The sequence below is a fragment of the Vibrio hepatarius genome, assembly GCF_011806575.1.
Taxonomy (GTDB): Bacteria; Pseudomonadota; Gammaproteobacteria; order Enterobacterales; family Vibrionaceae; genus Vibrio; species Vibrio hepatarius_A.
Window position 1 is genome coordinate 132,956 of sequence record NZ_JAATOO010000003.1, and the last position, 21,837, is coordinate 154,792.

The following is a 21,837-nucleotide window of genomic DNA, read 5'->3' on the forward strand; positions in this document are numbered from 1 at the left end:
GCGACTATGTCGCTCCCTTCCGACCTCGTCGGGTCGAACTTATCGATTCTACATCACCACATAACAATTATTAAAAGGTGTACTTATGGCTATTCACAAGATATTCAAAACTAAAACGCCAAGCAAAAAACAATCTATTGAAGACCAGTCTGCTGCAACTACCAACTACGCGGCGGGCACAACCAAAGATCTAGAGCAATGCGTGCGCGTCGAATACGCTTCTGGCAAGTTCAAACCCCACGAAGAAAACGACATCATCAGTGAAAAAACAGAATTTCTGATGGCTCACAATATCTCCTCACCATTTCCAACCTTAAAAACACCCCACCTTAAAACCCATGAGATGGATTGGTCTGAAATCGGACGCGAGATAGCGAGCTATAAAAGTAAAACTGGCATGCAGAAACCCACCAGCCACCGAATGATATCCCTTCAAATAGGCGAGCAGCTTAGCCGTAAACAATGGCGAAAACTCGTTAAAAAGTACATGCGCAGGATGGGGCTTCATAACACAAAATATATAGTGTTCATTCATCACGACACTGCACATAGCCACATCCACATCAACTGCGGCACCGTAGACGTAAAAACGAAAAAAGTCGTCAATGAATGGCAAAACCACCCTGAAGCCACGAAAGTTATGCGTGAAATTGAAAATGAATTTGGACTCGGCAGCGTCGCTAACCCAGGCGATAAGTTTAACGATAGTGTTGAGAACTCTAAACTAAAGCCCATTCACATCACACCAAACAAGAAAACTAAAGGAGGTGATAAAGCCCAGATACGACGCAAATTAGACTTTGTACTTGAGCAAAATAGGCTTCTTGATGTCACCCCCACCCTTCCAGTTTTTCTTGAGCAGCTAGAAGCTGTTGGTGTTCAAGTTAGGCTTAGCTACAAATCTCAAGCTGACAAGCTCCCCAACGGTATGTCTTATCGCCTGAGTAAGCCCAACAAAACACAAAACAAGACTAGCAGGCCAGCCCTGTACTTCCCTTCTTCAAAGATGGGACACTGCAATGCATATTCCCTAAAAAATCTGCTGAATAACGGTCGATTCACAATGAGCGAATGTAACAGTCAAAGCCTTAAACAGTTAAACATGCGAGAATCTAAACGTGCTTATGCCATTGTCAAAGACCCAATCCAGACGATTGATACTGAGCAAGGTCATCTTCTGAGTAACGATGATCGCTACTGCAATGTGGTGCTTAGCTTCAGAGATAAAGACTTCACAAAAATCAATAAAGCGGTCAAGTATTCTCGCCTCCAAACTTACCTTCAACTATACAATGAGGGAGGTTCAAGGGAGTACGATTCCAAGCTTCATGGTTTTGTCTTCAGAGTCAGAATTAACAAAATGTGGCACAAAGAAAGCTACAGCCAGTCTTGGTTCAACTCCCCCCAAATGACTCGAGATGAATACACCGCACTGGTCAATCAACGTCTGGCAGAGCTGTTAATTGAGTTCATAGAAACATTACTCCGCATGTTGGGGTTTGACTCCCCACATATTGATGTAGAAAGCCATCTTGGAGATTACAAAGAGCAACCAGGCTTCCAGTTAAAGAGCAACGACGGACTAAACACCGTCCACACCATCCCCCAGCTTCTCAGTGCCATACAAGATGCAAACGCAAGCCGACATATCAGGCGCTACTTAGAGATACGCGAGGAGCAAGAGCTAGATTTAACCTTAGAAAGAACATTCTAGCTTACTTTTTAGTCAACTTATGATCACAACTAACTGAGTTGGAAACTAAGGGTATCAAAAGGAACAGGCATCCTGGTACAGCCTATAACTAAGATGGAAACAGTACAATCAAATGGATTACCATAAACTGATTGTCACTACAGTTTATGGCAACAAGTTATCTATAATCTTATTAAATTTTTCTTGATCTCTACCATACTCGATTAAGTCATCAAAAATTATATTCAGCCAGGTTGCTTCCTCATCAGAAAGAGTGCGAAATTCGGTGTAACCATCACCTGAATCATAAGGCTTTTCTTGAAACAGTCCATGTAATAACCTCTCTATCCGTATTGCATTACCCGCACCGACGATCGCTACTCGCAAGCCTTTTACATTTGTATCGTGTGCTTGAGATACCTCTTTAACTCTTTTCTGACAACGCCTCTCTAATGTAACGCCAATTTTCCAATTGCCACTATCATCTTGCCATGTATAAACAGTATCGCTCGAGCGATTGGAGCACTTAGGACAGGGCGCGGAAAATCTTTTGACATCGCGAGGTAAGATGAGCCATTCATACAAACATTCATCATTGGTACAACGGTGAAGCACCTTTGTTTCCGTATTTTCATATTCACCAATTACTGTAAGATCTTGGCGTCTTGACTCGACATATGCGACATATTCATCATGAGACATTTTATTACTAGTCGCAGCGGCAATAGCTTTTTTAACACCACATTCAGGACAGCCCTTACCCGCTTTAAGACCTGTTGCTATAGCGTCCCACTTTCGACCACATTCTGCTATAAGGCACTTACATTCAACTTTTGCCTTAGCTGTCGTATATATCCCTAAAATTTCAATGTTAGGGTTAATTTCCTTTACTTGAGCTAAAAATTGCTCATGAGGGATACGACTCGCCTTGTTTCGTTGTCGCTTAGCCACTTTTTCACATTCAGGACAGCCCTTACCTGATTTTATATTCGAAGGACGAGCAAGCCATTTATGGCGACAGCTCTCCACCAAACACTGATGATCGATTTCGATGTGATTGGATACATAAGTACCAACGACCTTCACCTTCGGATTGATCTTGCAAACAATCTTTTCATAGTCTTCTTGGCTATGTAACCTTTTTGAACTGTACTTCACAATTCCGCATTTTGGGCAACCTGTTCCACTATCTTTAATCGAATTAGGAGTAGCATACCATTCATTCTTGCAATCAGCTTTGTTACATCGATGCAGTATCTTGGTGCTATTTGTTACGTAATCCTCTAAGTTAGTCAGCTCTGGTCGATTATCCCGCAGGTATTGTGCGTAGACCTCTGGCGACTGCCTTTGAGAACACCGTCTACACCCCTGTTGCTTGAATACTTTCTCTGGAGTAACCATCCACTCATCATTACCACAATGGCATACGTGAAGTGTTTTGGTCTTTGAGTTCACATACTCACCGATAAGCTTAACACCAGGGCGCTCTTGCTTAAGTCTATCCTTATATTTATTTTCATATGGATTGGCTTTTTTACTACTTAAATTCATTTTCTTAACCAAAATAACCCCATAAAATACATGCACTTAATAATATCGAAAAATAATAGTTCAGAAAAGTTACTTGTTAAATGGCCTTGCGAAGACAAAACGATCAACTCATATCGTAAATGCACCATGAATCGCTCAGCCTCCTGTAGACCAGCGTCTAGTTGTAAATTCCAAGCTTTTCATACACCAATGGAGGCATATTCTCAGCGTTGCTGTGCTTACATTTAGAGTTATAAAACATCTCGATGTAATCGAAGATATCTGAACATGCTCTTTCTCTTGTTTGGTAGATCTTTTGCTTAATCCGTTCACGTTTTAGAAGCTGGAAGAAGATTTCCGCTACAGCATTCTCATGACAGTTTCGCCTGCGAATCGCTCGGTATCAGGTTACGCTCTTTAAGAAACGCCTGCCATTCATAGCCCGTGAATTGACTTCCCTGATCAGAATGGATTAGCACTATACTTTTTGGCTTTCGACCCCATACCGCTACAAGAAGTGCTTGTGTTACCAGCTCTTCCATCCTTGAACTCATTGACCGACCGACCACGGCTCTCCTAATAAAGGTCGAGCACGACAGCTATATACAGCTAACCTTCGTGTGTCCTGATGTAGGTGATGTCTGTTACCCAAGATTGATTCTGCTCAGATGGCGAGAACTCACGGTCTAATATGTTTTCAGCGATAAGTGCTGGCTGACCACTATACATTCCACGGTGCTTCTTATATCCGACTTGAGCTTTCAGTCCCTCCTGTCGCATCAGGCGGGCGACTCGGTGCTTGCTGCATGTCTCGCCTAAATCCCGTAGATCACTTTGAACCTTGCGGTAACCATAGACACAACCACTTTCAAGCCAATAATGCTTAATCAAGCCCAGTAAGCGTTCATCCTCAATAGTTCTGGCAGATTTCGGCTGTTTTAGCCATGCATAAAAGCCACTGCGCTGGATACTAAGAATCTGGCACATTAGACGTACAGGGTACTTATCGAGTCTGGATTTTATGAACGCGTATTTTTCTTCAGCTCGCTGGCGAAAAACACGGCTTCCTTTAAGATATCGCGTTCCTGTATCACTCGCTCCAGCTCTTTTTTCAAGCTCTCTTTTCCGAGCTTCCTGCTCATTCATTTGCTGATAATGCTTACTGTCTGAACCGTACTTCTTCATCCAGTTATAGAGGCTATTAGTGAAGACCCAAAGGCGCTTTGACACACTTGCTACAATGTAGCCTTGTTCGGTGACTTGCTTAACGGCTTGGATTTTAAATTCATCGTAAACTACAGTAATAACGCTATAAGGTGAATATGTCGCTTTTTTGGTCAAGTCAGTTTCCAATTTAGTTATCGGTTTCCAACTCGGTTATCACAGTTTCCAACTTGGTTATCTGTGATCAACTTACCATGGATTTCAACCCGAATAATAAATTGACTAAATTTCTTTTTTCAATATAAGTTAATTGATTACTAGAAACACTAAAATAGATTAATCATTAACTTAGTAATCTAATGACAAAAATAAACATAAATCCATGCCAAACATATAAATTATGTCAAATAACTTTTTATTGCACATAGAAAAATAAGCATTTACTATTTTATTACCCTTACTAATAAATATAATAAAAAGGATAACTTATGCTCAGTGTAATTAAAGCTAATAAAATCATTTCCGACATGAGAGAAAAGAACGCCAACACGGAAAACACTAAGGTCTGGTATCAACTTCGTCTTCCAAATGATAATGGCAAGTCTATATCAGTAAGAGGAACTGTTATTGATAACGATTCAGTAGTCTCATCTGAGGTAATCTTCCAAATCCCACTAGATACAGCTACCAAGATACCACGCTCAAAGTACGACATAGAGCGCAGATACGCCACAGAGCACTTTCAACCAAGCATCATGTCTCTAAAGGACAGCTACTTCGAGAAAATTCAGGTGTATTTCAATCTTGCAGTTAAAGAAAACCTCGAACGCGTGGCAAACATTGAGCGAGGGACTGTTACTCTCGAAAATGGCGATAACGTGCATCAATTTGCATCCCCAATTCATCATTTGTGCGAAACAATTGGTCAGATCGAGCGTGTTGATGGCAGTCGCACTATTGGATCAAGAGGATTAGAGCTAAAAGCGGATGAAGCCGAGGACATTCAGCAAGCTTTGGCTCGTCTAGAATCAATATTGTCGAATATGGGGTACGGCTGCAAAAGCTTTAATGTGGAAAAGTACCAAAATGACGAGATCGCCAAGTTCATGGATAACAAATACGACATGGGGCGAATGATTGGAGGCCTAGATAAGCTTGAGAAGCAATCTAAGTTCGAACAATACTGCTTAGCCCGTTTCACTAACTGCGATGAAAATTTATTGACGCCGCTTTCAGAGAACGCTACATCCAACACCACATCTCGCGTTAGAGCAACCTTTGAGGCTTTAAGGGGAAGAAACGTAAAAGTAGTCAAAAGGCCCAAGTAGTACAATTCATGGGGCCTTTGGAGGCCCCTATTGAATATGGAGCTCAAGTCGTCTTATAAAGTCAATAACATCAACGCTCATAAGAAATGTGAAGATATTGTGCATGAGCATATCCATGCTAAACACTGATCGCGATCCAGATCACTTCATATCTCAAGTTGATTTCCGACAATTTGGTAAAAGTATTTTTTCTGTCAGATCAATAACCTTCTATTTGATTAGCTTACTAATAAATGTTGCAGGAAAAAAGTCTGTAATATTGCTGAAAAGCTGGATTGCCGAGTTAGTACAGTGCGGTGTTTAAAAATACCATGAGGTAATGTCAAGGATTCCATTCCCTGAGATGGTGATGTGTATTAGTCCAAGTTATTATCTTTACTTGGGTCTGGGTTTGATACTGGTGTTTTTACGCCGTTGATTTTTCTTATATGGTACTTGGAGTATTCACCACTCTCAATCTTCTTAACAAACTGACTTCTAGTCATATTTTCGCCAGAATAGTTATCACGAAACTTGGTATTTCTTCCACTGCTCGACTCTTGAGTGGTGGTTACACGTTTTCTTCCCATAATGTCACCTCTGGGTTTAGCTGATGATGTAAAGCCTGTCTATAATAACAGTACTCGACTGTTAACAAAACGCTTTCACTTAACTTTTTATGTTTCACTTTACTTTCTTACCCTCCCGTTTACTTACCCTTCATTGATTGACAAATTTAAAAAAACGCAAGATAATTGACGTGTATTTCACCAAACACCCATCAAGGGGCTACACAAATCTTCATAAGGAACAGTTTTACAATGAAGCAACCGTGGGAACTCAATCCAGCACTATCGCAAGACCGCATTAAACAGCTTGCTTCTCTAATGAGGGAAGTACGAGACTCGGTAATTGATTTACATGATGATGTTTTAGGGGACTCGGCAAGGTCAACAGGTCTTAGAGCATACGAGTGCTGTAGAAATCAGATTATCAGAGCATCTAAAGACCAGCACGATTGGGCTTGGTTGGGAGTAGTTAAGGATGATGGTCGATTCACCTTTTCTATTGAATCTGTTCCTGTGCGCTTGTACCGTGGTAAGCCAAGTTGTCCTGAAGAGCGGAGATTGATCCCTTGTATCGAAGCTCTAAGCCAAATGAGTTTGCTTGATGCAGAAGTAGGTAAGGCTGCATCGATTCTTTGGTTTTTTGCAATTGAAGTTGATGAACTCCGTTATGTAGAACGAGTAACCTTTACTGGTTTTTTAGATGGAGTTCAGGTGTCGTGTTGGGAAATTCCATTGGATGAAAAAGTTTCTGCTTTAAGCTCTGTTGATGTTGAGTTGCCCGAGCCTGTTGTAACCCAGAAAGCTTCTGTTTCCATTAAAGCAAAAGAGAATAAGGCTCCCAAAGATGGAGCCAGTAATGGTTAGTAATTATGTCTGTAACATTTTATGGAGAGCGGTTGCGATTAGCCCGCTTGCTTAAGGGTTGTACGTTACAAGAACTGGGGGATGCTGTGGCTGTTACGCGTCAAAGTATCCACCAATACGAGAGTGATGTTAGAGCTCCTGCTGATGACGTAGCAAACGCATTGGCTGAGTTTTTGAAAGTGTCACCTGAGTTTTTTAGCATGCCGCTTTCTGGTGATGTTAAGCCTGAACAGTGTCATTTTCGGAAGCGTCAAACAACTCCCGCAGGAGTTAAAAATCGCGTCCAAGCATACAGCACAATACTTGAACAATTGGTATCTGAACTGCATGAGCATTTGGATTTACCAGAGAACAAGTTCAACTTGGTTGATAACGATAAACTTCCAGAGTTAACACCGCCAGTGATAGAGAAGATTGCAGAAGGTGCACGTGTTAGATGGGGGTTAACTTCGGATGCGCCAATAGATAACATGATTAATGTTGTTGAAAATCAGGGGGCTATTGTTACTTGTTTTGATGGGGTATCTGACAAAGTTGACGCCCTCTCAGTTAACCGAAAGTTTCCGATCATTATTAGAAACACTGCAAAAGAAAGTGTTTGTCGTCTGAGATTCGACATTGCACACGAATGCGGGCATCTGGTCATGCATGACGGTGTCGAAACTGGCTGTAAGCAAACAGAGCGAGAAGCTGATGCTTTTGCCTCTGCTTTTCTTTTCCCTCGGAAGTCATTCGCTCGCGAGTTTCCAGCGTGCCTAGCGGCTAATGGCAGCATCAACTGGAAGGAAGTATATAACCTAAAACTCAGATGGAAAATGAGTGCTAGGGCAATTATTTACAGGGCTCACTTTCTTGGTTTTATTAACGCACAGCAGTATCGGACGGCGAACGTGTGGTTTAGCCAGACTAGGCAAACGCGAAAAGAGAAGTTCGATGATAAGATACCTCTAGAGACCCCTCATGTGTTAGAGGAAGGTCTGCAAGTTCTAAGCGAGCACCTTGGAATTTCCTTTAAAAGGCTGTCGGATAAATTAGGCGTTAGCCCTGAGTTATTGTCAGAAATTACAGGCGTATCATACTCTGAAAACGTGATTGATGACTCAAATGACGTCGTTATCCCTTTTAACTTTTAGGTTGTTTGAAGCCCATCTTCAATGATGGGCTTTCATTCTTTAGGTTCCAGCTGTATCAACCCAAGGTATGCTTAACCTCTTTCTTAGGGATCACTCGATAGTCTCCAAGCTTCCAATCGTCAACAAATACGTCGAATTCGTCTCTACCAAGCAGATCAACTGGACGAGCTGCCAAGTGCTCACTCTGACTAGCTTCTGCCGAAACTAGTGCATCATAAGCTTTTAGATCACCACTGCCCAAAGCTTTCTCTACCAAATAGTAAGGCGCAACCGCCTTGGTCATCAGCACGATTTTCTCAGCAAATAGCCAGTGAAGGACATCAACATCATCTCGGCCCATTCTCAAATCATCAAGGCGTTTCTTGAGTTGTCCCTGTAGTTCCATGTTTTCATCGAACTGAAACACGGGATAAAGGTGCCAACCGTTTATTTCTATACATAGCCCACTTCGACTCCTCTCTTTAACCACCTCATCAGTGTAAAACTCGAGCTTATTAAGCAAGTTCTTAACCACTATAAGTCGCCTTTGATCTAATTCCATCACAACGTTTGTCCTCACAAAACTCCGATTATCAGAAACATAGAAACAAACCTTCAAATCGCCAAATTAAATTTGCTGAGATAGTAGGCAAACAGTTCACACCTACTTGCCAAAATGGCTTTTTGACACCAAAATAATACTGTTTATTTATACAGTATTGTTTATGAAAGTTATCCCAATCAGCGCACATGCTGGCATCACTGGATTTGAGTCGCCAGCTACCGAGTACAGTCAACTATCTCTCGATCTCGATGAGCTTTTAGTCGAGCACCCCAGTGCAACTTTCATCGGGAGAGCATGTGGTGATTCCATGCAAGGGTTAGGTATATTTGACCAAGATTTGCTTATCGTAGATCGACACGTCGATGTAAAACAGAATGACGTCGTTGTTGCGAACCTTAATGGTGAATTCATATGTAAGCAGATTGATATTCATCGCAAGCTATTGCTTTCAGCAAACGATAAGTATCAACCAACCCTGATTACCGAATGTGATTCCTTCTCGTTAGAAGGTGTCGTCATCCGATCCATACGTTGCCATAGACCAAGTCACCTGCTGAGAACAAAATAATGTATGCCTTAGTCGATGCGAACTCATTTTATTGTAGTGCTGAGCAAGTCTTCCGTCCCGACTGGCGAGGTAAGCCCGTAGTTGTTCTTTCCAACAATGACGGGTGCGTGGTGGCTGCAAATCGACATGCCAAAGAAGCGGGCATTGAAAAGTTCAAACCATTCTTTCAGGTTAAAGCACTTTGTGAACAGAAAGGCGTAATCGCCTTATCATCCAATTATGAGTTATACGCCGACCTATCGTCCAAAATGATGCAAGTAATTGGTCGATTCGCTCCAGAGCAACACATCTACAGTATCGATGAATCTTTCCTATCATTCGAACGTTGTTACCCTGCCATTCCATGCTTAAAAACGCATGGAATGAAGCTGAGGCGAGCTGTATGGCGAGAATGTCGCTTACCCGTTTGTGTTGGCTTTGGCCCAACTCTTACACTTGCAAAAATCGCTAACCATGCCGCTAAAAAAATACAAGGGTATAACGGAGTCTGTGTTCTCGATAGCGAGCAAGAGCGCAGAACCATACTGTCGAAGCTCGGTGCAGGTGACATCTGGGGCATAGGTAAAAAAATACAAGCTCGTTTGAAGTTTATGGGCATCAATACAGCTTTAGAACTCGCTGACTATCCAACAGCATTAGCTCGTAAAGAGTTTAACGTCGAAATCGAACGCACTATCCGTGAACTCAATGGCCAACCATGTAAAGCTTGGGATCAATCAAGGGCAGACAAAAAACAAATCTATTCTACGAGAAGCGCAGGTCAGCGCATTACCGACTTGGAATCATTACGCCAGGCTTTGGCAAAGCATGCGAATATAGCCTCTTCAAAGGCGCGTCAGCAAAATAGTTTGTGTAAAGTGATGTTATGCTTCGCCAATAGCTCCCCCTTCGATGAGAAGGCTGTAACGCGTAGAGCAATACATAGGTTTGCCTACCCTACTTCAGATGCCACACATATCACCAAAGCTGCCACTTTACTCGCAGAAGAACTATTTTGTGAAGATGTTCGCTTTTACAAAATTGGCGTCGGGTTGTTGGATTTAACTGATGGGAAGAACGAGCAGTCAGATCTATTTAACCCCATGCCCAACGACCCAAAACTCATGTCTGTTTATGATTCGTTGAACCAACGTTATGGTTCTGACACCTTATTTCTGGGAGCACAAGGAATAGCGCAGAAATGGGGCATGCGGCGTGAGATGTTAACGCCCCACTACACAACTAAATGGCCAGACTTGCCAGTTATCAAGTGCGAGTAGCAAAGTCATGGTTAATGCTATGGGGTTATGAAGACTTTGCAGATGCTTATTAACTATCGTAGCTAGCACGGAGTGGTTAGCTCCGTGCTAGCAACTAGGAAGAAGTGCCACTAAAACAGGGAGAGTTACACCCCCTCTAAAGCCTCTCTAAGCTTGTCGAGCACAAAGTTAACATTGGCAGACTTTAAGCGACAAACACCTAGCCTAGTCAACTCACACAATAACTCTAAACTGCCAAACTCAGCCTTAAATTTCACGCTATCAACCAAATATCGCTTATCTGAAATGATAGTACTAAAATCATCTCTAATGTCTTTTATACCATTCACTGTAATTTTCGCAGAAGCACCCTGAGAAACACGGATGCCATATGAGGATAATTGAGTAACTTTCAAAGAATCAGCCGAGCGCTCCAAGTAACCAACCCAACGCTCGGGGGCCACATTAACTTCAGATAGCACTAACCCCAAACCAGTCATGTCGTGTAGTTTGTTTAAAAACTTCCTTAACGAGCGAGGAGGATTAGTGATGTACATATATTTAGAGCTCGAAGACCAGTTAAACTGACATGTGTAATAGCTTACTGATTCAACCTCAGTAACCTCGCCAAATGGATCTTCAACCACACTTCGTTGGACTTGCTTCTCAACGTATTTACCTGAAAGCTTTGACGGAGTAGATACAGAAAGCAAAAAGCCCAAACCAGTTTCTTCTGAATATTGTTGTTCCTTCATCAATCTTGACAACTCGATAAGAGTTAAAGGAAGTTCAGAGTATAGCCATTTTGCTTTAATCATTATCTACACCTTCTTGTCATACGCTTCAATGGTTTTAGCCAAAGCCTTCTCTGATGCATCTCTCAGACTGACGTTGTACTTCTCATTTTCATAAGGAGTCGCAGCTTTTCTGGTGACGTTGTACTCGACAGTTCTAGAGTTGTACGGATATAGTCCTCTAACGGTGTACATAAATTCCGTGCATAAATCAGGTCGACCAAAACGAGCTTCAAATTCCACCTTAGGCCCTTCATGAGCACTATCTATTGCTGTCCAGATAATTTTGTAAATATAAAAGCCTCGTTTATGAAGCTGCTTAAATTCTGTTGAATCTAGCACTCCTTCTCCTGCCAGCGCTGCTTTATTGATATAGGAAGCTAATCTTGCTTCAACAGTATCATCCTCATCAAGCTCGTCTTTCTCTTCCTGTTCCAAATGATAAACATCCACGCTAGAAACATTATCAAACTCAAAGCCAGGAACATTGCGAATTAAGCTATCAAAAAATTCACTTCTACATTCAGCATCAGTGATAGATTGTAACGAAATGGAAAACTCTTCTAGCTCATTACCCGTGGCTTTTATTACTTGTGCTTGAACAGCTTTTTTAAGTGTCTCAGAAACTTCTTTAGCTTTTTTTGTTGATGGAAGTTTCATCACAACTCCGTCTTTACCTTTCTCAAGCTTTATTTCGCAAGTCTTAAGTGTGCGCTGACGCATCTCTGTTTTTGTGAAGTCATGGTCAACATAACTAACTGTTAGCGTAGTTGTATCACCACTTTTAGTAACCTTTACAGAATCATCACCAATTGCGGTCAAATTCGCTTTTACTGCTGAACAAGCAGCTTGGATTTGTGAGTCCTCAATTTCTCCTTTAAGTTTGGAATGCGTTGTTTTGTCTTTCCTGTTTGGATTTTCTAGTAGCTTACCAATCCAGTTGAAATCAGAATAGCTAAGGGTCAAAGAGCTAATTTTTTCAATTAGCGCATCTTTAGAAGTGCTGCTGGAGACTAAAATACCTCTTCCTCTTAGGAATAAAACTAGCTCACTGTGAGTTACTTTCTTGTGCTGTAAAGCGTCAAATATGTTCTTATCAGTAGGGATATAGATAGACGGGCCAGTTTTGAGTTTAGACATCTTCTCGCATTCCTATTTCCATTGGATTAAAGCAAGTTGTGAACTTAGTGATAGTTTCAGCTTCAATAGCCGCCATCTGCTTCTCACGGGCATCGTCATTACCCCACATTTTTAGATACTCACGTTTTGCTTTGTCAAAATTGACTGAGGCATGCTTAGTTGCATCAGTAAACCGAACTCGTATCGTATAATCACTGCTGAGCATCTGATAATGCGACATAGCGTCGATAAGATAAATAAACTCATCAACCGTTTCCCCTGACTGGTGGTAATAGATGACAAAACCACTATCAAAGTCATCCCCCGCTCGATGCTTGATAATTAACCAAGGTGATGTTAGTGCTTCAACCGTAGCAGGCTTATCCCATTCGTCGCCACAACGACGAGCACGAATCAAATCAGGGTAAAAGAAAGTGAAATCTTTAGGACTAGGGAAACTATCATCAGCCTTCAGCTTTTGCATATCACTTACGACGTCACAAAGACGCTTAATTAAGTGTGGCCCCATTACAACAATTTCTTTGTCTTCCAAAAGTGGGATTTCCCGATAATCCACTCTTCCCATCAAATCAGAAAAGTCGTAGTCGTATTTGTCGTCATGGTTGTAGATGAACAATAATCCTGCAACACTCCCAAAGCCCACATCGTCGAGAAGAAATGTACTTTGCCAACTTTCACTGATGTTTGCGCATTCAACTGACATTGCAAGTGATTTAAGAGCTTTTGAGACAGAGCTGGTATTAATAGTCCCAGCCTTGTAACTCTTAAGGTCAGTGTTTAAATATTTAGTATTACCCGAGTATGGGTCATCATAATAAAACACAACATCTGACGGGTGAGTAGTTTTGCCATGATGATCTGTCACACATTCCCAGTTCTCATCCTTTGGCAAACAAGTTTCCCATTTGAACCACTTAAATATGTCCTTGGAAACTAATTTTGCTAGCTTCTCTATGTTCCCAGTTTCTGCCATTACTCATATTCCCACACAGGCACCGCGACACGATGCGTACTAAACAAGTTTTATAATGCGATATTAATTCATTCTTAAGTTTGCAACAATTGACTTTGCGCAAAATATCAACACTGAACTGCACTAGCAGCTCTGGACAGCAGGTTCAGTGATTTACAATACCTGTAGTTATTCATTTATTGCGAATGTTCAATTCTCCGAAACTGATTTTGTCCACTTACGAGCTACAGTTCCCGTGAGCACGATCACGTAGCTCTCACTGCTTACTGCCTTTGGTCACGAGCCTAAATTCCAATCCAGATTGCTTTGATTGACGAGTGGAGTAACGGTTAGAGAACTTGTCGAAAAAGTCAGACAATTTCTTGAGACCATAATTGCGCGGGTCAAAGTCAGGCTTTAAGCGTTTAAGGTACTGCCCTACTTCACCTAGTTTGGCCCAGCCAGATTCATCACGATAGTTTTGCCATGCGCGATGCATTAGTTGCCAAATTTCTTTCTCTACCCCATTGATTTGAGTGGATTGTTGAGGAGGTTGCGGGGACTCTTCCTGTGGCTTATCTCCGTTGAGGTTTTCAATGGCGACAAAATCATCACAGGCATTTTTAAACGAAGCTGGAGTCATTGCCTTACCGACACCTATCACAAACATTTCAGACTCCCTCAGCCTTGTTGCAAGGCTAGTGAAATCACTATCACTTGAGATAAGCGCAAAAGCATCGACCCGTTGGCTGTAAAGGAGATCCATAGCATCAATAATCATTAGCGCGTCAGTGGAGTTTTTGCCTGTTGTGTATGCAAACTGCTGCTTCGCTTGAATAGCAAGCTCATTGAGGGGGTGTTTCCAGTTTTTGAGTTGCTCAGTCGAAAAGTCACCGTATGCACGCTTGACGATGATTTGTCCGTAGCTTGAGAGCTCTTCGATGATAGAGCTCAATTTAGAATGTGGCGTGTTCTCTGAATCAATCAGAACGGCAATTTTACGACTTCCCATGTACCATTTCCTTCTTCAATACAAAGACATAGTATCCAAGCCATCAGTCAAATGCCACTGTATGCTTATGAGATTAAATAAAAATTGAAAGTACTAAAATCCCATGGGCTTACGCCCATGAATTAGTCGACTTGTTCAAAGCGCAGCTTTGGCTAAGGAAAAAGCCACTTTTACTCTTTTATATATAAATAGAGAAAGTGGCCTATAGAAGTTCAGCGGCTAGAGTCGTTCTTAAAATCGTCGGCTGGGAAACTGTAAGATGTTGTCGACCTCATGGCGCTCCCAACCATCTCCGCTCGAAGTCATATATTCAATGAGCTCTTTATCACTGATCGGACTAACGCTGGCAAGTAATAGTCCTTCTTCCAAAATTCCATCAACCATCGAGACGAAGTGCTTCATTCCTAGGCTAACTGCATCTTCAAATCCAGATTCAGTCATTCCTTTTGCCATACCGCCTAAGTCGGTTAGTACTTTTGCTTCAAAGATCTTTAGAGTCTGGTTAGTTTTTGTATTCTTTAGAGTTATCATCGAGAGCAATCCGTTACTTTCCCATTTTCCACATCAGAGTCTTTTTCGCTAATTTATGTGGAGCCTTCTGCATCCATCGGCTCATTTGGGCTTCACCATTTGAATGGCTTCCTAGTTGTTTTTTAACAGTATTCATCAACTCTCGCGAAAAACCTGCTGGCATTGTTATAGAGCGCAATCCCCTTACTACATTAGTAGAAGAGTCAACAATATGGATATCAATCCAATATCTCGATTCTGGAGTATTCAGTTCCCCCATAACAATGTCAGGAATCAACCTCGCGTCAAACGGGCTATCAAATGTCGTTACCTTTGTCTTGCCATCTAGGAATTGCCAAAGCAACAAAATAGCACCATCCTTTTCAAGGAGACCGCAATGCAACTCACCACGACGTAAGATGTCCTCTTCATATTGAGAGATGTCAGGCATAGCAATTATCAGCCTATGACCAAATGGTCGCATCAGCTCTGCTGTAGCACCTTCTCTATGAGCTTGGATTTGCATTGGATAACGTTGACCTACCTTCAACATTACTGCTTCATTCATTGTAGATTACCTTTATTTTCAATTGTTGGTGGTATAAAGAAGCCAGCCGCACTACATAGGAGCAGCAAGCTTCCAATAATTTAGATGGGTATTTGATTGCGGTGACGTCTTGAATTATTTGGAATTCACAACCATCGTCGGGATCCATTTGTAGATAAATTTACGTTCAATACTATTTCTCGGCCCTGACCAATAACCATGCCAATGAGCTCGTCGAATATGGGCTTTGGGACTCGCATGAGTTCCGCTCTGACTCTCAGAGGGAGTTTGTGCAACAAGATTTGCAATCTTTTTCCCAACGTTCCAAATCTTAGGTTTGTTGGGAGCAAAAAATTTGTGTCTTTTTTTAACTTTTTTGGGGGTTGGATTTGTTGGCAAGTTACCTTCAACACGTTCTATATCTGGTTTTTCAGAACAGAGGTAAAGTAAGAGGCTTAAACACTTTTGAGCAATCCCTCTCTGCCACTCAACGGAGTCGGCCATAAACGCCTCCAATAAAGAAAGTCGGCTGTACGCAACCTCGACAGCTCTGTCGATGGCCTCAGCCACTCCCCAGTCTCCGAGGTGAAGTATGATGGGTATTAACATATCTTCAGAATCAATCAGTAATCGGAGCTCTGAACGTTTTGTTGTCATATCAAACTCTAAATGTGCAAAAAAGCCATAGCATCCATCAACATCTCGTAATTCAATATAAACGCCCCATTCAGGGAGTCTATAAAGCACATCCACAGGAATATCTTTATCCACTGTTGTTTTAACGATTTCTGCGTATACATCCGAGTCGAAACAATAGATTCCCTGTGTATATCTCCACGCAGTAAGCGCTGATATCGTAGATATATCAGATGCAGCACTTAAAGAAATGCCACCACCATTACTTGCTATAGCGTAGCTCGCCGCCATTGGAAGGAAACACCACTCTGGCCAATCACCCAAATCTTTTCCTTTGCTCTTCCTGAAGAGATCTACGTTCTTCCAGATACCTGGGTAACGTTTAGATATGGTATTTAGGTGATTAGTTGGCCTTAAATTCATTTAGTTTCCTTTTATTTTTGGGGTGAACGAATCCCTACCGCTCACAAAAATGAACAGTTATTAATCTATGGAAATTCGATTATTAGCGAATCAGTTTGGCTTCAACCAGCTCAGATAGATTGTGAAACCAATATCTAGTAACTCCGATCAATTAATAGTTAAGCGAATACTGGACTCAGAAAAAACGCTATGGAACGGTTCAATTTGCCCTGTATGCAATTTCATAATCGTTACAAAGTAATCTGGAATCGTGTTTTTGCCCGTCCAAAATTTCTCTAATGCAGAGCGTTTAACAGGAAACACCTTCATTGCCTGATCATAATCAAGTGTGACCATATTTTTTCCCGCATAACGCTTTGATTTCGTTAGGCCGTATACATTGCAAAAAGCAACAAAGTCAGATAAACGCTCTTCTAATTGTTCGTCTTTTTTCATAAAAGCTACTCTTTCGTAATCCAATTGAGTAAACCCAAAGTACTCAAGGTATGAATATATAATGCCGCATTTTTTACGGGATATCAACAGATGCCGTAAAAAATACGGGACTAATTTATGGTCTCGTCGTGTAGGGCTTTTAGTGAGTAAGCTTGTTGGTAAAAGGAAATGACTTGTTCGAAACGGAGGGAGGGGATAAAACTCATCGAAAATAATGAATTTAATCATAAGCTTGCAGTCATTTCCAAAGCACCACAAGCCACTAATACATAGAGAGTGTCAACCTTCTCGACTTGCCTGCTGTTCTATCTCTTGCAGCATTTTTTCCACCTCTTGAATACGGTTCATGCAGTGCTGATACGCTTGTGTTCCTTGTTTTACCAGTGGAATGATGCGATCAACATCTGGAACGTTTTGTTGAGACAGTTCCTCTGCTGCTGATTTTAGCTTTGAGTAATTATCCATATAACTGCTAGTTTGTTGGTTCATGTTGCGGATCCTTCTGAAACGAATGGTTGGTTACCGTCGTACTGCCATCATGCAATTGGACTGTATACTGTTGATTATTTTGAAGTTGTTTAGTGCTTTTAATTACGTGGCCTGCATCATCACACACCAGCGCGTAGCCACGCTCTAAAACCCTTTGAGGGTCATAGGCCTCAATTAATCGCTTGCCATTTCGGATAAAATCTTGGTGAGTAGCCAAACTCCTCTTCGCGTTCACAAAGAGGATATTTTTGTCTTGTTGGATCTGACTCTGTTGGCTTTGCACATGCATACGCGCATACATCACCAATGTATTTGAGGCAGAAACCGCCTGATTACTGGCAATTTGTATCGCGGTTTTAGAAGACTGGCTCAAGCTGTGCCAAAGTTGACGCGTGTCTCGTTTATGATTATGTATCTGATGTTTAGATAACTGTTTTAAGTCTCTGTAATCCTTTAAAACATTTTGCTTCGTCAACGTCACTATCGCAGCACTCGATTGTTTCATAATCTGCTGCTCCGCAAAGGCGGCAGACTTGGCACTAATCAGTGCCTTGTTTGCCTGATGAAACACTTGCTCATGAAGGCGATTAAGCGCAATACGTGATGAATTAAATTTCTGGTTTGCGTTGGAACTAAGGTATTGGAACTGTCGATTAACCAAGTCTCCATTTTCTCTCACTCGGTTTTGGGCTCGCTCGAACAAACGATGACCGAACTGTTCAACGTGATTACGCCAACAGGCTAAAGCGTTACTTTTTCCTTTCTCTATACGTTCACTTTGCTGCGCAATAAACTGTTGCTGATGATTACATAGCGATTGCGCTGAGTTATGCAGCTTAGAGTAATTCGCGCTAACAGACTGAGCGTTTTGGATTATCGTATGTTTGATGTGATCAATGACTTTAGTCGGCGTCGCAAAAGATTGATTAGCGAATTCATCAAGGATGACAGAGTCCGTGCTGTGCCCGATACCCGTGAAAACAGGATATGGACAGCGGCAAACCAATCGAGCCAGTTTCGGTTCACTGAGTTCGTTAAGGCCAGCCTTATCACCACCGCCTCTAATCACGCACACTGCATCATACACATGTTCATTTTGAACCAGTTCTGTAAACGCCATCTCGATAGCGCGTATCCTCGCTTCACCTTGGAATGATGCGTAGAAATAGTCGAACTGACATAGGTAGTGCTGTTCAAGCAAGTGCGCCACACTGCGAAAGTCACTCAACCCAGCCGCATTCTGCGGTGCAATCACGGCAACCCTTGTAAACTCCATCGGTGTTCTCAAGCATTGATTTAACTCTGCCTCGTTCTTATCAGCCAGCCAATTGCGTATCTTCTGTAGTTTTAACTCAAATGCCCCAATCGTGTAGCTGGGATTAATATCTACGATGGTTAAGTTGAGTCCATACTTAGTATGAAACTGAACTTCTACTAAACAAAGAATGCTCAAACCTTCTGCAAATGTCATTTGAGTACTCTTTTCAAACGCATCGATGATAGAGGTTCTATTTGACCAAACAACCGCACGCGCTTGCGATTCCGACCCACCATCACCGTTATCTGATAACTGCAAATACACATTACCAGAGCGATTTCGATTCACGCTGGTTACGTCAGCGGTCACCCAATGCCGACCAGGAACACCTCGACGAATGACGTCAGCGACATGATCAAGTAACTCACTGAGGCTTCGCAAACCTATTTGTTGATCCTGGCTTATCAACATGATTATATCCTCAAAAAAGAAGAGCTAAAATAAGACCGTCAATCACCCAATAACACCGCGGTCTTGGCGATATTGAAACATAGAAATAAATTTCAATTTGAGTAGTGATTTGTACAGATTTTTTCTATCTACTAAAAATTCTGTGATCATAATCACCATATCGTATCGTGTTTCTTACTGGTATTAAGAATTCTTAAACTCGCTAAGAATTACTAAGAAGTACCCCATGAACTGCGTTCATGAACCAATCGACTCTCTTCAAAGCGCAGCTTTGGTTTAGCCACTTTTGGATATTTATATATAAATGGCGAAAGTGGCCTATTCAGTAAGACTGACTTCAAACTTCCAAATACAACCAATATAAAACCAGTGACATAATCGTCACTCTTACCTCAAAAATCACATCTCAGTCGTATATACCGTTAACATTCAAAGCAATCTATTTTGTTTAAATGCAGGACGCGCTATGAAACTAACCCAAGTTTTAAATCATACAAATCAATTTGAACGCTCAAAGTTCATCAACTGCATAGACAAGCTATGCCAAGACAACAAGGGTGACACCGAGTTGGTCAAGCAATTGGATAAAATAGATGGTCAACTTAAAGCGGCCTCTGGCAATGAGATCAAAGAGCTATTCAATCTAGTCAGAAAGCACTTCAAAAAGCACGTAGTAGAACAAGTAGCGACGGGTGGCCCACAGGCATCACTACTGATAAATATCTTAGCTAGGGATGGGAACTGTATCTCTACCATACCGTGGATTGAGAGTCTTTATGCCAAAGAATATGCAGAGATAGATACATTGAGCCAGGAGCTTCTAGCAGAGCTTACCACCAGTGAGTTCGGTGATTTTGATAGACTAAACCGACTCGATATCTATAAGCACTGTATGAAAACGGCATTCGAGAACGATCTTAAATCAAATAGAGCAGCCAAAATTTCTGAAGATGAAAGAAGCATACTTAATGTGCTTGCACAACGGCTAGGCCTGTCTAGAGAAGAGGTCAATGCCATTGAGCACTCTATTGATCCAATCCCACAACTTGGCATAGATGATTCCCTAGAATATTTAAGGGAAAATGGCATTATCATGATCAATCGCCGACGCTCAGAGGTTATGGTTGCTGACGAGGTCGTAGATATTCTCCATGAGGTGCTCGGTAAAGAAATTCACGACAAATATATACTTAGAATTCTTCGCTCTTTATCTGATGCGGAACTCTCTAGCATCTTAAAAAATCATGGCTGCAAAACTAGAGGTGTTGACCGAAAAGAAAAAATCACCACCATCGCTCACTCAGGACTTTCAATCAGAAATATTCTGCTCAATGACATTCATTCAGACAACGCAACACAAAATCAGAGAAAAGAACGAATCAAGCAACTGATTGATGAAATGGATCTCGACATACCCAGAATTGGCACTCGACTTCATGACCGCATAGATGTTTTGATCGAACATCTTAAAAATTCTGAAGAAGATGAGTTTAATGCCCTAAGTGTCAGTGGCTTTAAAGAACTTCTGGAATCACTATCAAGCTCAGATCTTAATGTTGAAGAACGTATTCGAACAGACTTTGAAATAGAAAACAAAGAAACTCTCGATCCAGAAAGGCTAAAAGCACTAAGTATTACCCCACTCGATATTTTGTATCTCTATACAAACGATGAAATTAAGACCATCAGAAATGATATGGGGCTGTCTAGGAGAGGGAACCCTCGTAGTCAAATCATTGAATCCTTCGCTAGTGCCAATGACCGCTTAATTGAAAACTACAACTTGCTGGCAACACGCGATTTGAAAGGTTTACATGACGCTGGCATAGATATCAAAGAGTCGGATATTGGTGTGAAATTCGAAGAAATTACTCGTTCAATTCTAGAGCAGCTTGGAATGAATGTTGACGAGGACTTACGAAAAGACATAAACACAGCCAAGGACAAAGCGGACATTATAGTCTCCTTGGATAATGATGATGTCATTATAGGTGAGGCAAAATCGTTTAAGAATGGCCAATATGCCAAATACTCTACAACATCTAGACAAGTCAAAGCCTACGCGAAGCGCTGCGAGCAAAATGGCCATCGAGTTGCTCAAGTACTGATTGTTGCACCAGAGTTCTCCAAAGACTTTATCGATGCAGCAGATATGGATACTGACGTAAACATATCTCTTCTAGAAGCCAGTGGCCTGCAAAAAATCCTGACGGCATACAAACAACGTAGAACCCCAAACTTCTCACCAAAATTACTTACCAAGGGTGGATTACTGAAAGCTGAGCTCATATCCAAGTCAATCTAATATACAAAAGCAGGCTAGCACCCTAGCCTGCCATTTCCTGACACGCTATTCACCTAGTAATTATGTCTAGAACCCCCATGAGCTGCGCTCATGAATCAGTCGACTTGCTTCAAAGCGGAGCTTTGGTTAGGCCACTTTTTCATTTCTTATATAAATTAGAGAAAGTGGCTTTTCGGTATCGAATGACAAAATATTGATTGTTCACTCGTCAAGCAGTCATCCAAGATTTAGAGACCCAGCATACAAATAAAGCTA

The 21,837-nt window shown here is 41.6% G+C and carries 20 protein-coding genes and 1 pseudogene; 7 read left to right on the forward strand and 14 right to left on the reverse strand.

Features of this window, described 5'->3' with window-relative positions:
- The first annotated feature begins 85 nt into the window (after nt 1-85).
- Nucleotides 86-1,714 carry a relaxase/mobilization nuclease domain-containing protein gene (locus HCZ42_RS03305; protein WP_167419336.1) on the forward strand — a complete coding sequence of 543 codons (1,629 nt, stop codon included), beginning with the start codon at nt 86-88 and terminating at the stop codon, nt 1,712-1,714.
- A gap of 144 nt (nt 1,715-1,858) precedes the next feature.
- Here the strand turns inward: HCZ42_RS03305 and HCZ42_RS03310 are convergent, their stop codons facing one another.
- Nucleotides 1,859-3,256, reverse strand: coding sequence for a GIY-YIG nuclease family protein (locus tag HCZ42_RS03310; protein WP_167419337.1), 1,398 nt, complete (start codon nt 3,254-3,256; stop codon nt 1,859-1,861).
- Nucleotides 3,257-3,401: 145 nt separating this feature from the next.
- Nucleotides 3,402-4,528: pseudogene (locus HCZ42_RS03315) on the reverse strand (IS3 family transposase).
- Nucleotides 4,529-4,875: 347 nt separating this feature from the next.
- Between HCZ42_RS03315 and HCZ42_RS03320 the strand changes: the two are divergent.
- On the forward strand, nt 4,876-5,715 hold the full coding sequence (locus tag HCZ42_RS03320; RefSeq protein ID WP_167419338.1) for a hypothetical protein: 840 nt from the start codon (nt 4,876-4,878) through the stop codon (nt 5,713-5,715).
- Nucleotides 5,716-6,071: 356 nt separating this feature from the next.
- On the opposite strand, the gene HCZ42_RS03325 is transcribed toward HCZ42_RS03320, so the two are convergent.
- Nucleotides 6,072-6,284, reverse strand: coding sequence for a hypothetical protein (locus tag HCZ42_RS03325; RefSeq protein WP_167419339.1), 213 nt, complete (start codon nt 6,282-6,284; stop codon nt 6,072-6,074).
- A 231-nt stretch (nt 6,285-6,515) separates the two neighbouring features.
- Here HCZ42_RS03325 and HCZ42_RS21735 point away from each other — a divergent pair, with 231 nt between their 5' ends.
- Both HCZ42_RS21735 and HCZ42_RS03335 read left to right on the forward strand, forming a co-directional pair.
- On the forward strand, nt 6,516-7,127 hold the full coding sequence (locus HCZ42_RS21735) for a peroxidase (RefSeq protein ID WP_217702279.1): 612 nt from the start codon (nt 6,516-6,518) through the stop codon (nt 7,125-7,127).
- A gap of 5 nt (nt 7,128-7,132) precedes the next feature.
- Entirely contained in the window at nt 7,133-8,260 is a 1,128-nt protein-coding gene (locus tag HCZ42_RS03335; RefSeq protein ID WP_167419340.1) for a helix-turn-helix domain-containing protein, read from the forward strand.
- 55 nt (nt 8,261-8,315) lie between these two features.
- Here the strand turns inward: HCZ42_RS03335 and HCZ42_RS21795 are convergent, their stop codons facing one another.
- On the reverse strand, nt 8,316-8,774 hold the full coding sequence (locus tag HCZ42_RS21795) for a hypothetical protein (protein ID WP_254868882.1): 459 nt from the start codon (nt 8,772-8,774) through the stop codon (nt 8,316-8,318).
- Between the two features lie 190 nt (nt 8,775-8,964).
- Between HCZ42_RS21795 and HCZ42_RS03345 the strand changes: the two genes are divergently transcribed.
- Together HCZ42_RS03345 and HCZ42_RS03350 are read left to right on the forward strand one after the other, a co-directional pair.
- The gene (locus HCZ42_RS03345) at nt 8,965-9,372 is read left to right on the forward strand and encodes a LexA family protein (protein ID WP_029788667.1); all 408 of its coding nucleotides are present in this window, start codon (nt 8,965-8,967) and stop codon (nt 9,370-9,372) included.
- The gene (locus HCZ42_RS03350) at nt 9,372-10,631 is read left to right on the forward strand and encodes a Y-family DNA polymerase (RefSeq protein WP_167419341.1); all 1,260 of its coding nucleotides are present in this window, start codon (nt 9,372-9,374) and stop codon (nt 10,629-10,631) included. The genes HCZ42_RS03345 and HCZ42_RS03350 overlap by 1 nt, the downstream gene beginning before the upstream one ends.
- Nucleotides 10,632-10,756: 125 nt before the next feature.
- Here the strand turns inward: HCZ42_RS03350 and HCZ42_RS03355 are convergent, their stop codons facing one another.
- From HCZ42_RS03355 to xseA, 10 genes are all read right to left on the reverse strand, one after another.
- A complete protein-coding gene (locus HCZ42_RS03355) occupies nt 10,757-11,428 on the reverse strand; it encodes a hypothetical protein (protein WP_143693470.1) in 672 nt (223 codons plus the stop codon).
- A gap of 3 nt (nt 11,429-11,431) precedes the next feature.
- A complete protein-coding gene (locus HCZ42_RS03360; RefSeq protein ID WP_048662307.1) occupies nt 11,432-12,544 on the reverse strand; it encodes a hypothetical protein in 1,113 nt (370 codons plus the stop codon).
- On the reverse strand, nt 12,537-13,517 hold the full coding sequence (locus tag HCZ42_RS03365; RefSeq protein WP_167419342.1) for a hypothetical protein: 981 nt from the start codon (nt 13,515-13,517) through the stop codon (nt 12,537-12,539). The genes HCZ42_RS03360 and HCZ42_RS03365 overlap by 8 nt, the downstream gene beginning before the upstream one ends.
- Before the next feature lie 256 nt (nt 13,518-13,773).
- Nucleotides 13,774-14,508, reverse strand: coding sequence for an NYN domain-containing protein (locus tag HCZ42_RS03370; RefSeq protein ID WP_167419343.1), 735 nt, complete (start codon nt 14,506-14,508; stop codon nt 13,774-13,776).
- A 231-nt stretch (nt 14,509-14,739) separates the two neighbouring features.
- Nucleotides 14,740-15,039 carry a hypothetical protein gene (locus tag HCZ42_RS03375; protein ID WP_167419344.1) on the reverse strand — a complete coding sequence of 100 codons (300 nt, stop codon included), beginning with the start codon at nt 15,037-15,039 and terminating at the stop codon, nt 14,740-14,742.
- Nucleotides 15,040-15,052: 13 nt separating this feature from the next.
- On the reverse strand, nt 15,053-15,586 hold the full coding sequence (locus HCZ42_RS03380; protein ID WP_167419345.1) for a hypothetical protein: 534 nt from the start codon (nt 15,584-15,586) through the stop codon (nt 15,053-15,055).
- Nucleotides 15,587-15,700: 114 nt separating this feature from the next.
- On the reverse strand, nt 15,701-16,624 hold the full coding sequence (locus HCZ42_RS03385; protein ID WP_167419346.1) for an AcrVA2 family anti-CRISPR protein: 924 nt from the start codon (nt 16,622-16,624) through the stop codon (nt 15,701-15,703).
- A 147-nt stretch (nt 16,625-16,771) separates the two neighbouring features.
- A complete protein-coding gene (locus HCZ42_RS03390; RefSeq protein WP_029788678.1) occupies nt 16,772-17,059 on the reverse strand; it encodes a hypothetical protein in 288 nt (95 codons plus the stop codon).
- A 279-nt stretch (nt 17,060-17,338) separates the two neighbouring features.
- Complete coding sequence (gene xseB / locus HCZ42_RS03395) at nt 17,339-17,548, reverse strand: exodeoxyribonuclease VII small subunit (protein ID WP_017069323.1); 210 nt, start codon at nt 17,546-17,548, stop codon at nt 17,339-17,341.
- Nucleotides 17,532-19,277, reverse strand: coding sequence for an exodeoxyribonuclease VII large subunit (gene xseA, locus HCZ42_RS03400; RefSeq protein WP_167419347.1), 1,746 nt, complete (start codon nt 19,275-19,277; stop codon nt 17,532-17,534). Before xseA ends, xseB begins: the two co-directional genes overlap by 17 nt.
- Before the next feature lie 466 nt (nt 19,278-19,743).
- On the opposite strand from xseA, the gene HCZ42_RS03405 reads away from it, so the two are divergent.
- Complete coding sequence (locus HCZ42_RS03405) at nt 19,744-21,582, forward strand: hypothetical protein (protein ID WP_167419348.1); 1,839 nt, start codon at nt 19,744-19,746, stop codon at nt 21,580-21,582.
- Nucleotides 21,583-21,837 lie beyond the last annotated feature (255 nt).

Bases quoted from the DNA above. Each gene is read 5' to 3' on its own strand.
- HCZ42_RS03305 (WP_167419336.1), top strand. From the start codon at position 86: ATGGCTATTCACAAGATATTCAAAACTAAAACGCCAAGCAAAAAACAA.
- HCZ42_RS03320 (WP_167419338.1), top strand. From the start codon at position 4,876: ATGCTCAGTGTAATTAAAGCTAATAAAATCATTTCCGACATGAGAGAA.
- HCZ42_RS03325 (WP_167419339.1), bottom strand. From the start codon at position 6,284: ATGGGAAGAAAACGTGTAACCACCACTCAAGAGTCGAGCAGTGGAAGA.
- HCZ42_RS21735 (WP_217702279.1), top strand. From the start codon at position 6,516: ATGAAGCAACCGTGGGAACTCAATCCAGCACTATCGCAAGACCGCATT.
- HCZ42_RS03335 (WP_167419340.1), top strand. From the start codon at position 7,133: ATGTCTGTAACATTTTATGGAGAGCGGTTGCGATTAGCCCGCTTGCTT.
- HCZ42_RS03345 (WP_029788667.1), top strand. From the start codon at position 8,965: ATGAAAGTTATCCCAATCAGCGCACATGCTGGCATCACTGGATTTGAG.
- HCZ42_RS03350 (WP_167419341.1), top strand. From the start codon at position 9,372: ATGTATGCCTTAGTCGATGCGAACTCATTTTATTGTAGTGCTGAGCAA.
- HCZ42_RS03355 (WP_143693470.1), bottom strand. From the start codon at position 11,428: ATGATTAAAGCAAAATGGCTATACTCTGAACTTCCTTTAACTCTTATC.
- HCZ42_RS03360 (WP_048662307.1), bottom strand. From the start codon at position 12,544: ATGTCTAAACTCAAAACTGGCCCGTCTATCTATATCCCTACTGATAAG.
- HCZ42_RS03365 (WP_167419342.1), bottom strand. From the start codon at position 13,517: ATGGCAGAAACTGGGAACATAGAGAAGCTAGCAAAATTAGTTTCCAAG.
- HCZ42_RS03370 (WP_167419343.1), bottom strand. From the start codon at position 14,508: ATGGGAAGTCGTAAAATTGCCGTTCTGATTGATTCAGAGAACACGCCA.
- HCZ42_RS03375 (WP_167419344.1), bottom strand. From the start codon at position 15,039: ATGATAACTCTAAAGAATACAAAAACTAACCAGACTCTAAAGATCTTT.
- HCZ42_RS03380 (WP_167419345.1), bottom strand. From the start codon at position 15,586: ATGAATGAAGCAGTAATGTTGAAGGTAGGTCAACGTTATCCAATGCAA.
- HCZ42_RS03385 (WP_167419346.1), bottom strand. From the start codon at position 16,624: ATGAATTTAAGGCCAACTAATCACCTAAATACCATATCTAAACGTTAC.
- HCZ42_RS03390 (WP_029788678.1), bottom strand. From the start codon at position 17,059: ATGAAAAAAGACGAACAATTAGAAGAGCGTTTATCTGACTTTGTTGCT.
- xseB (WP_017069323.1), bottom strand. From the start codon at position 17,548: ATGAACCAACAAACTAGCAGTTATATGGATAATTACTCAAAGCTAAAA.
- xseA (WP_167419347.1), bottom strand. From the start codon at position 19,277: ATGTTGATAAGCCAGGATCAACAAATAGGTTTGCGAAGCCTCAGTGAG.
- HCZ42_RS03405 (WP_167419348.1), top strand. From the start codon at position 19,744: ATGAAACTAACCCAAGTTTTAAATCATACAAATCAATTTGAACGCTCA.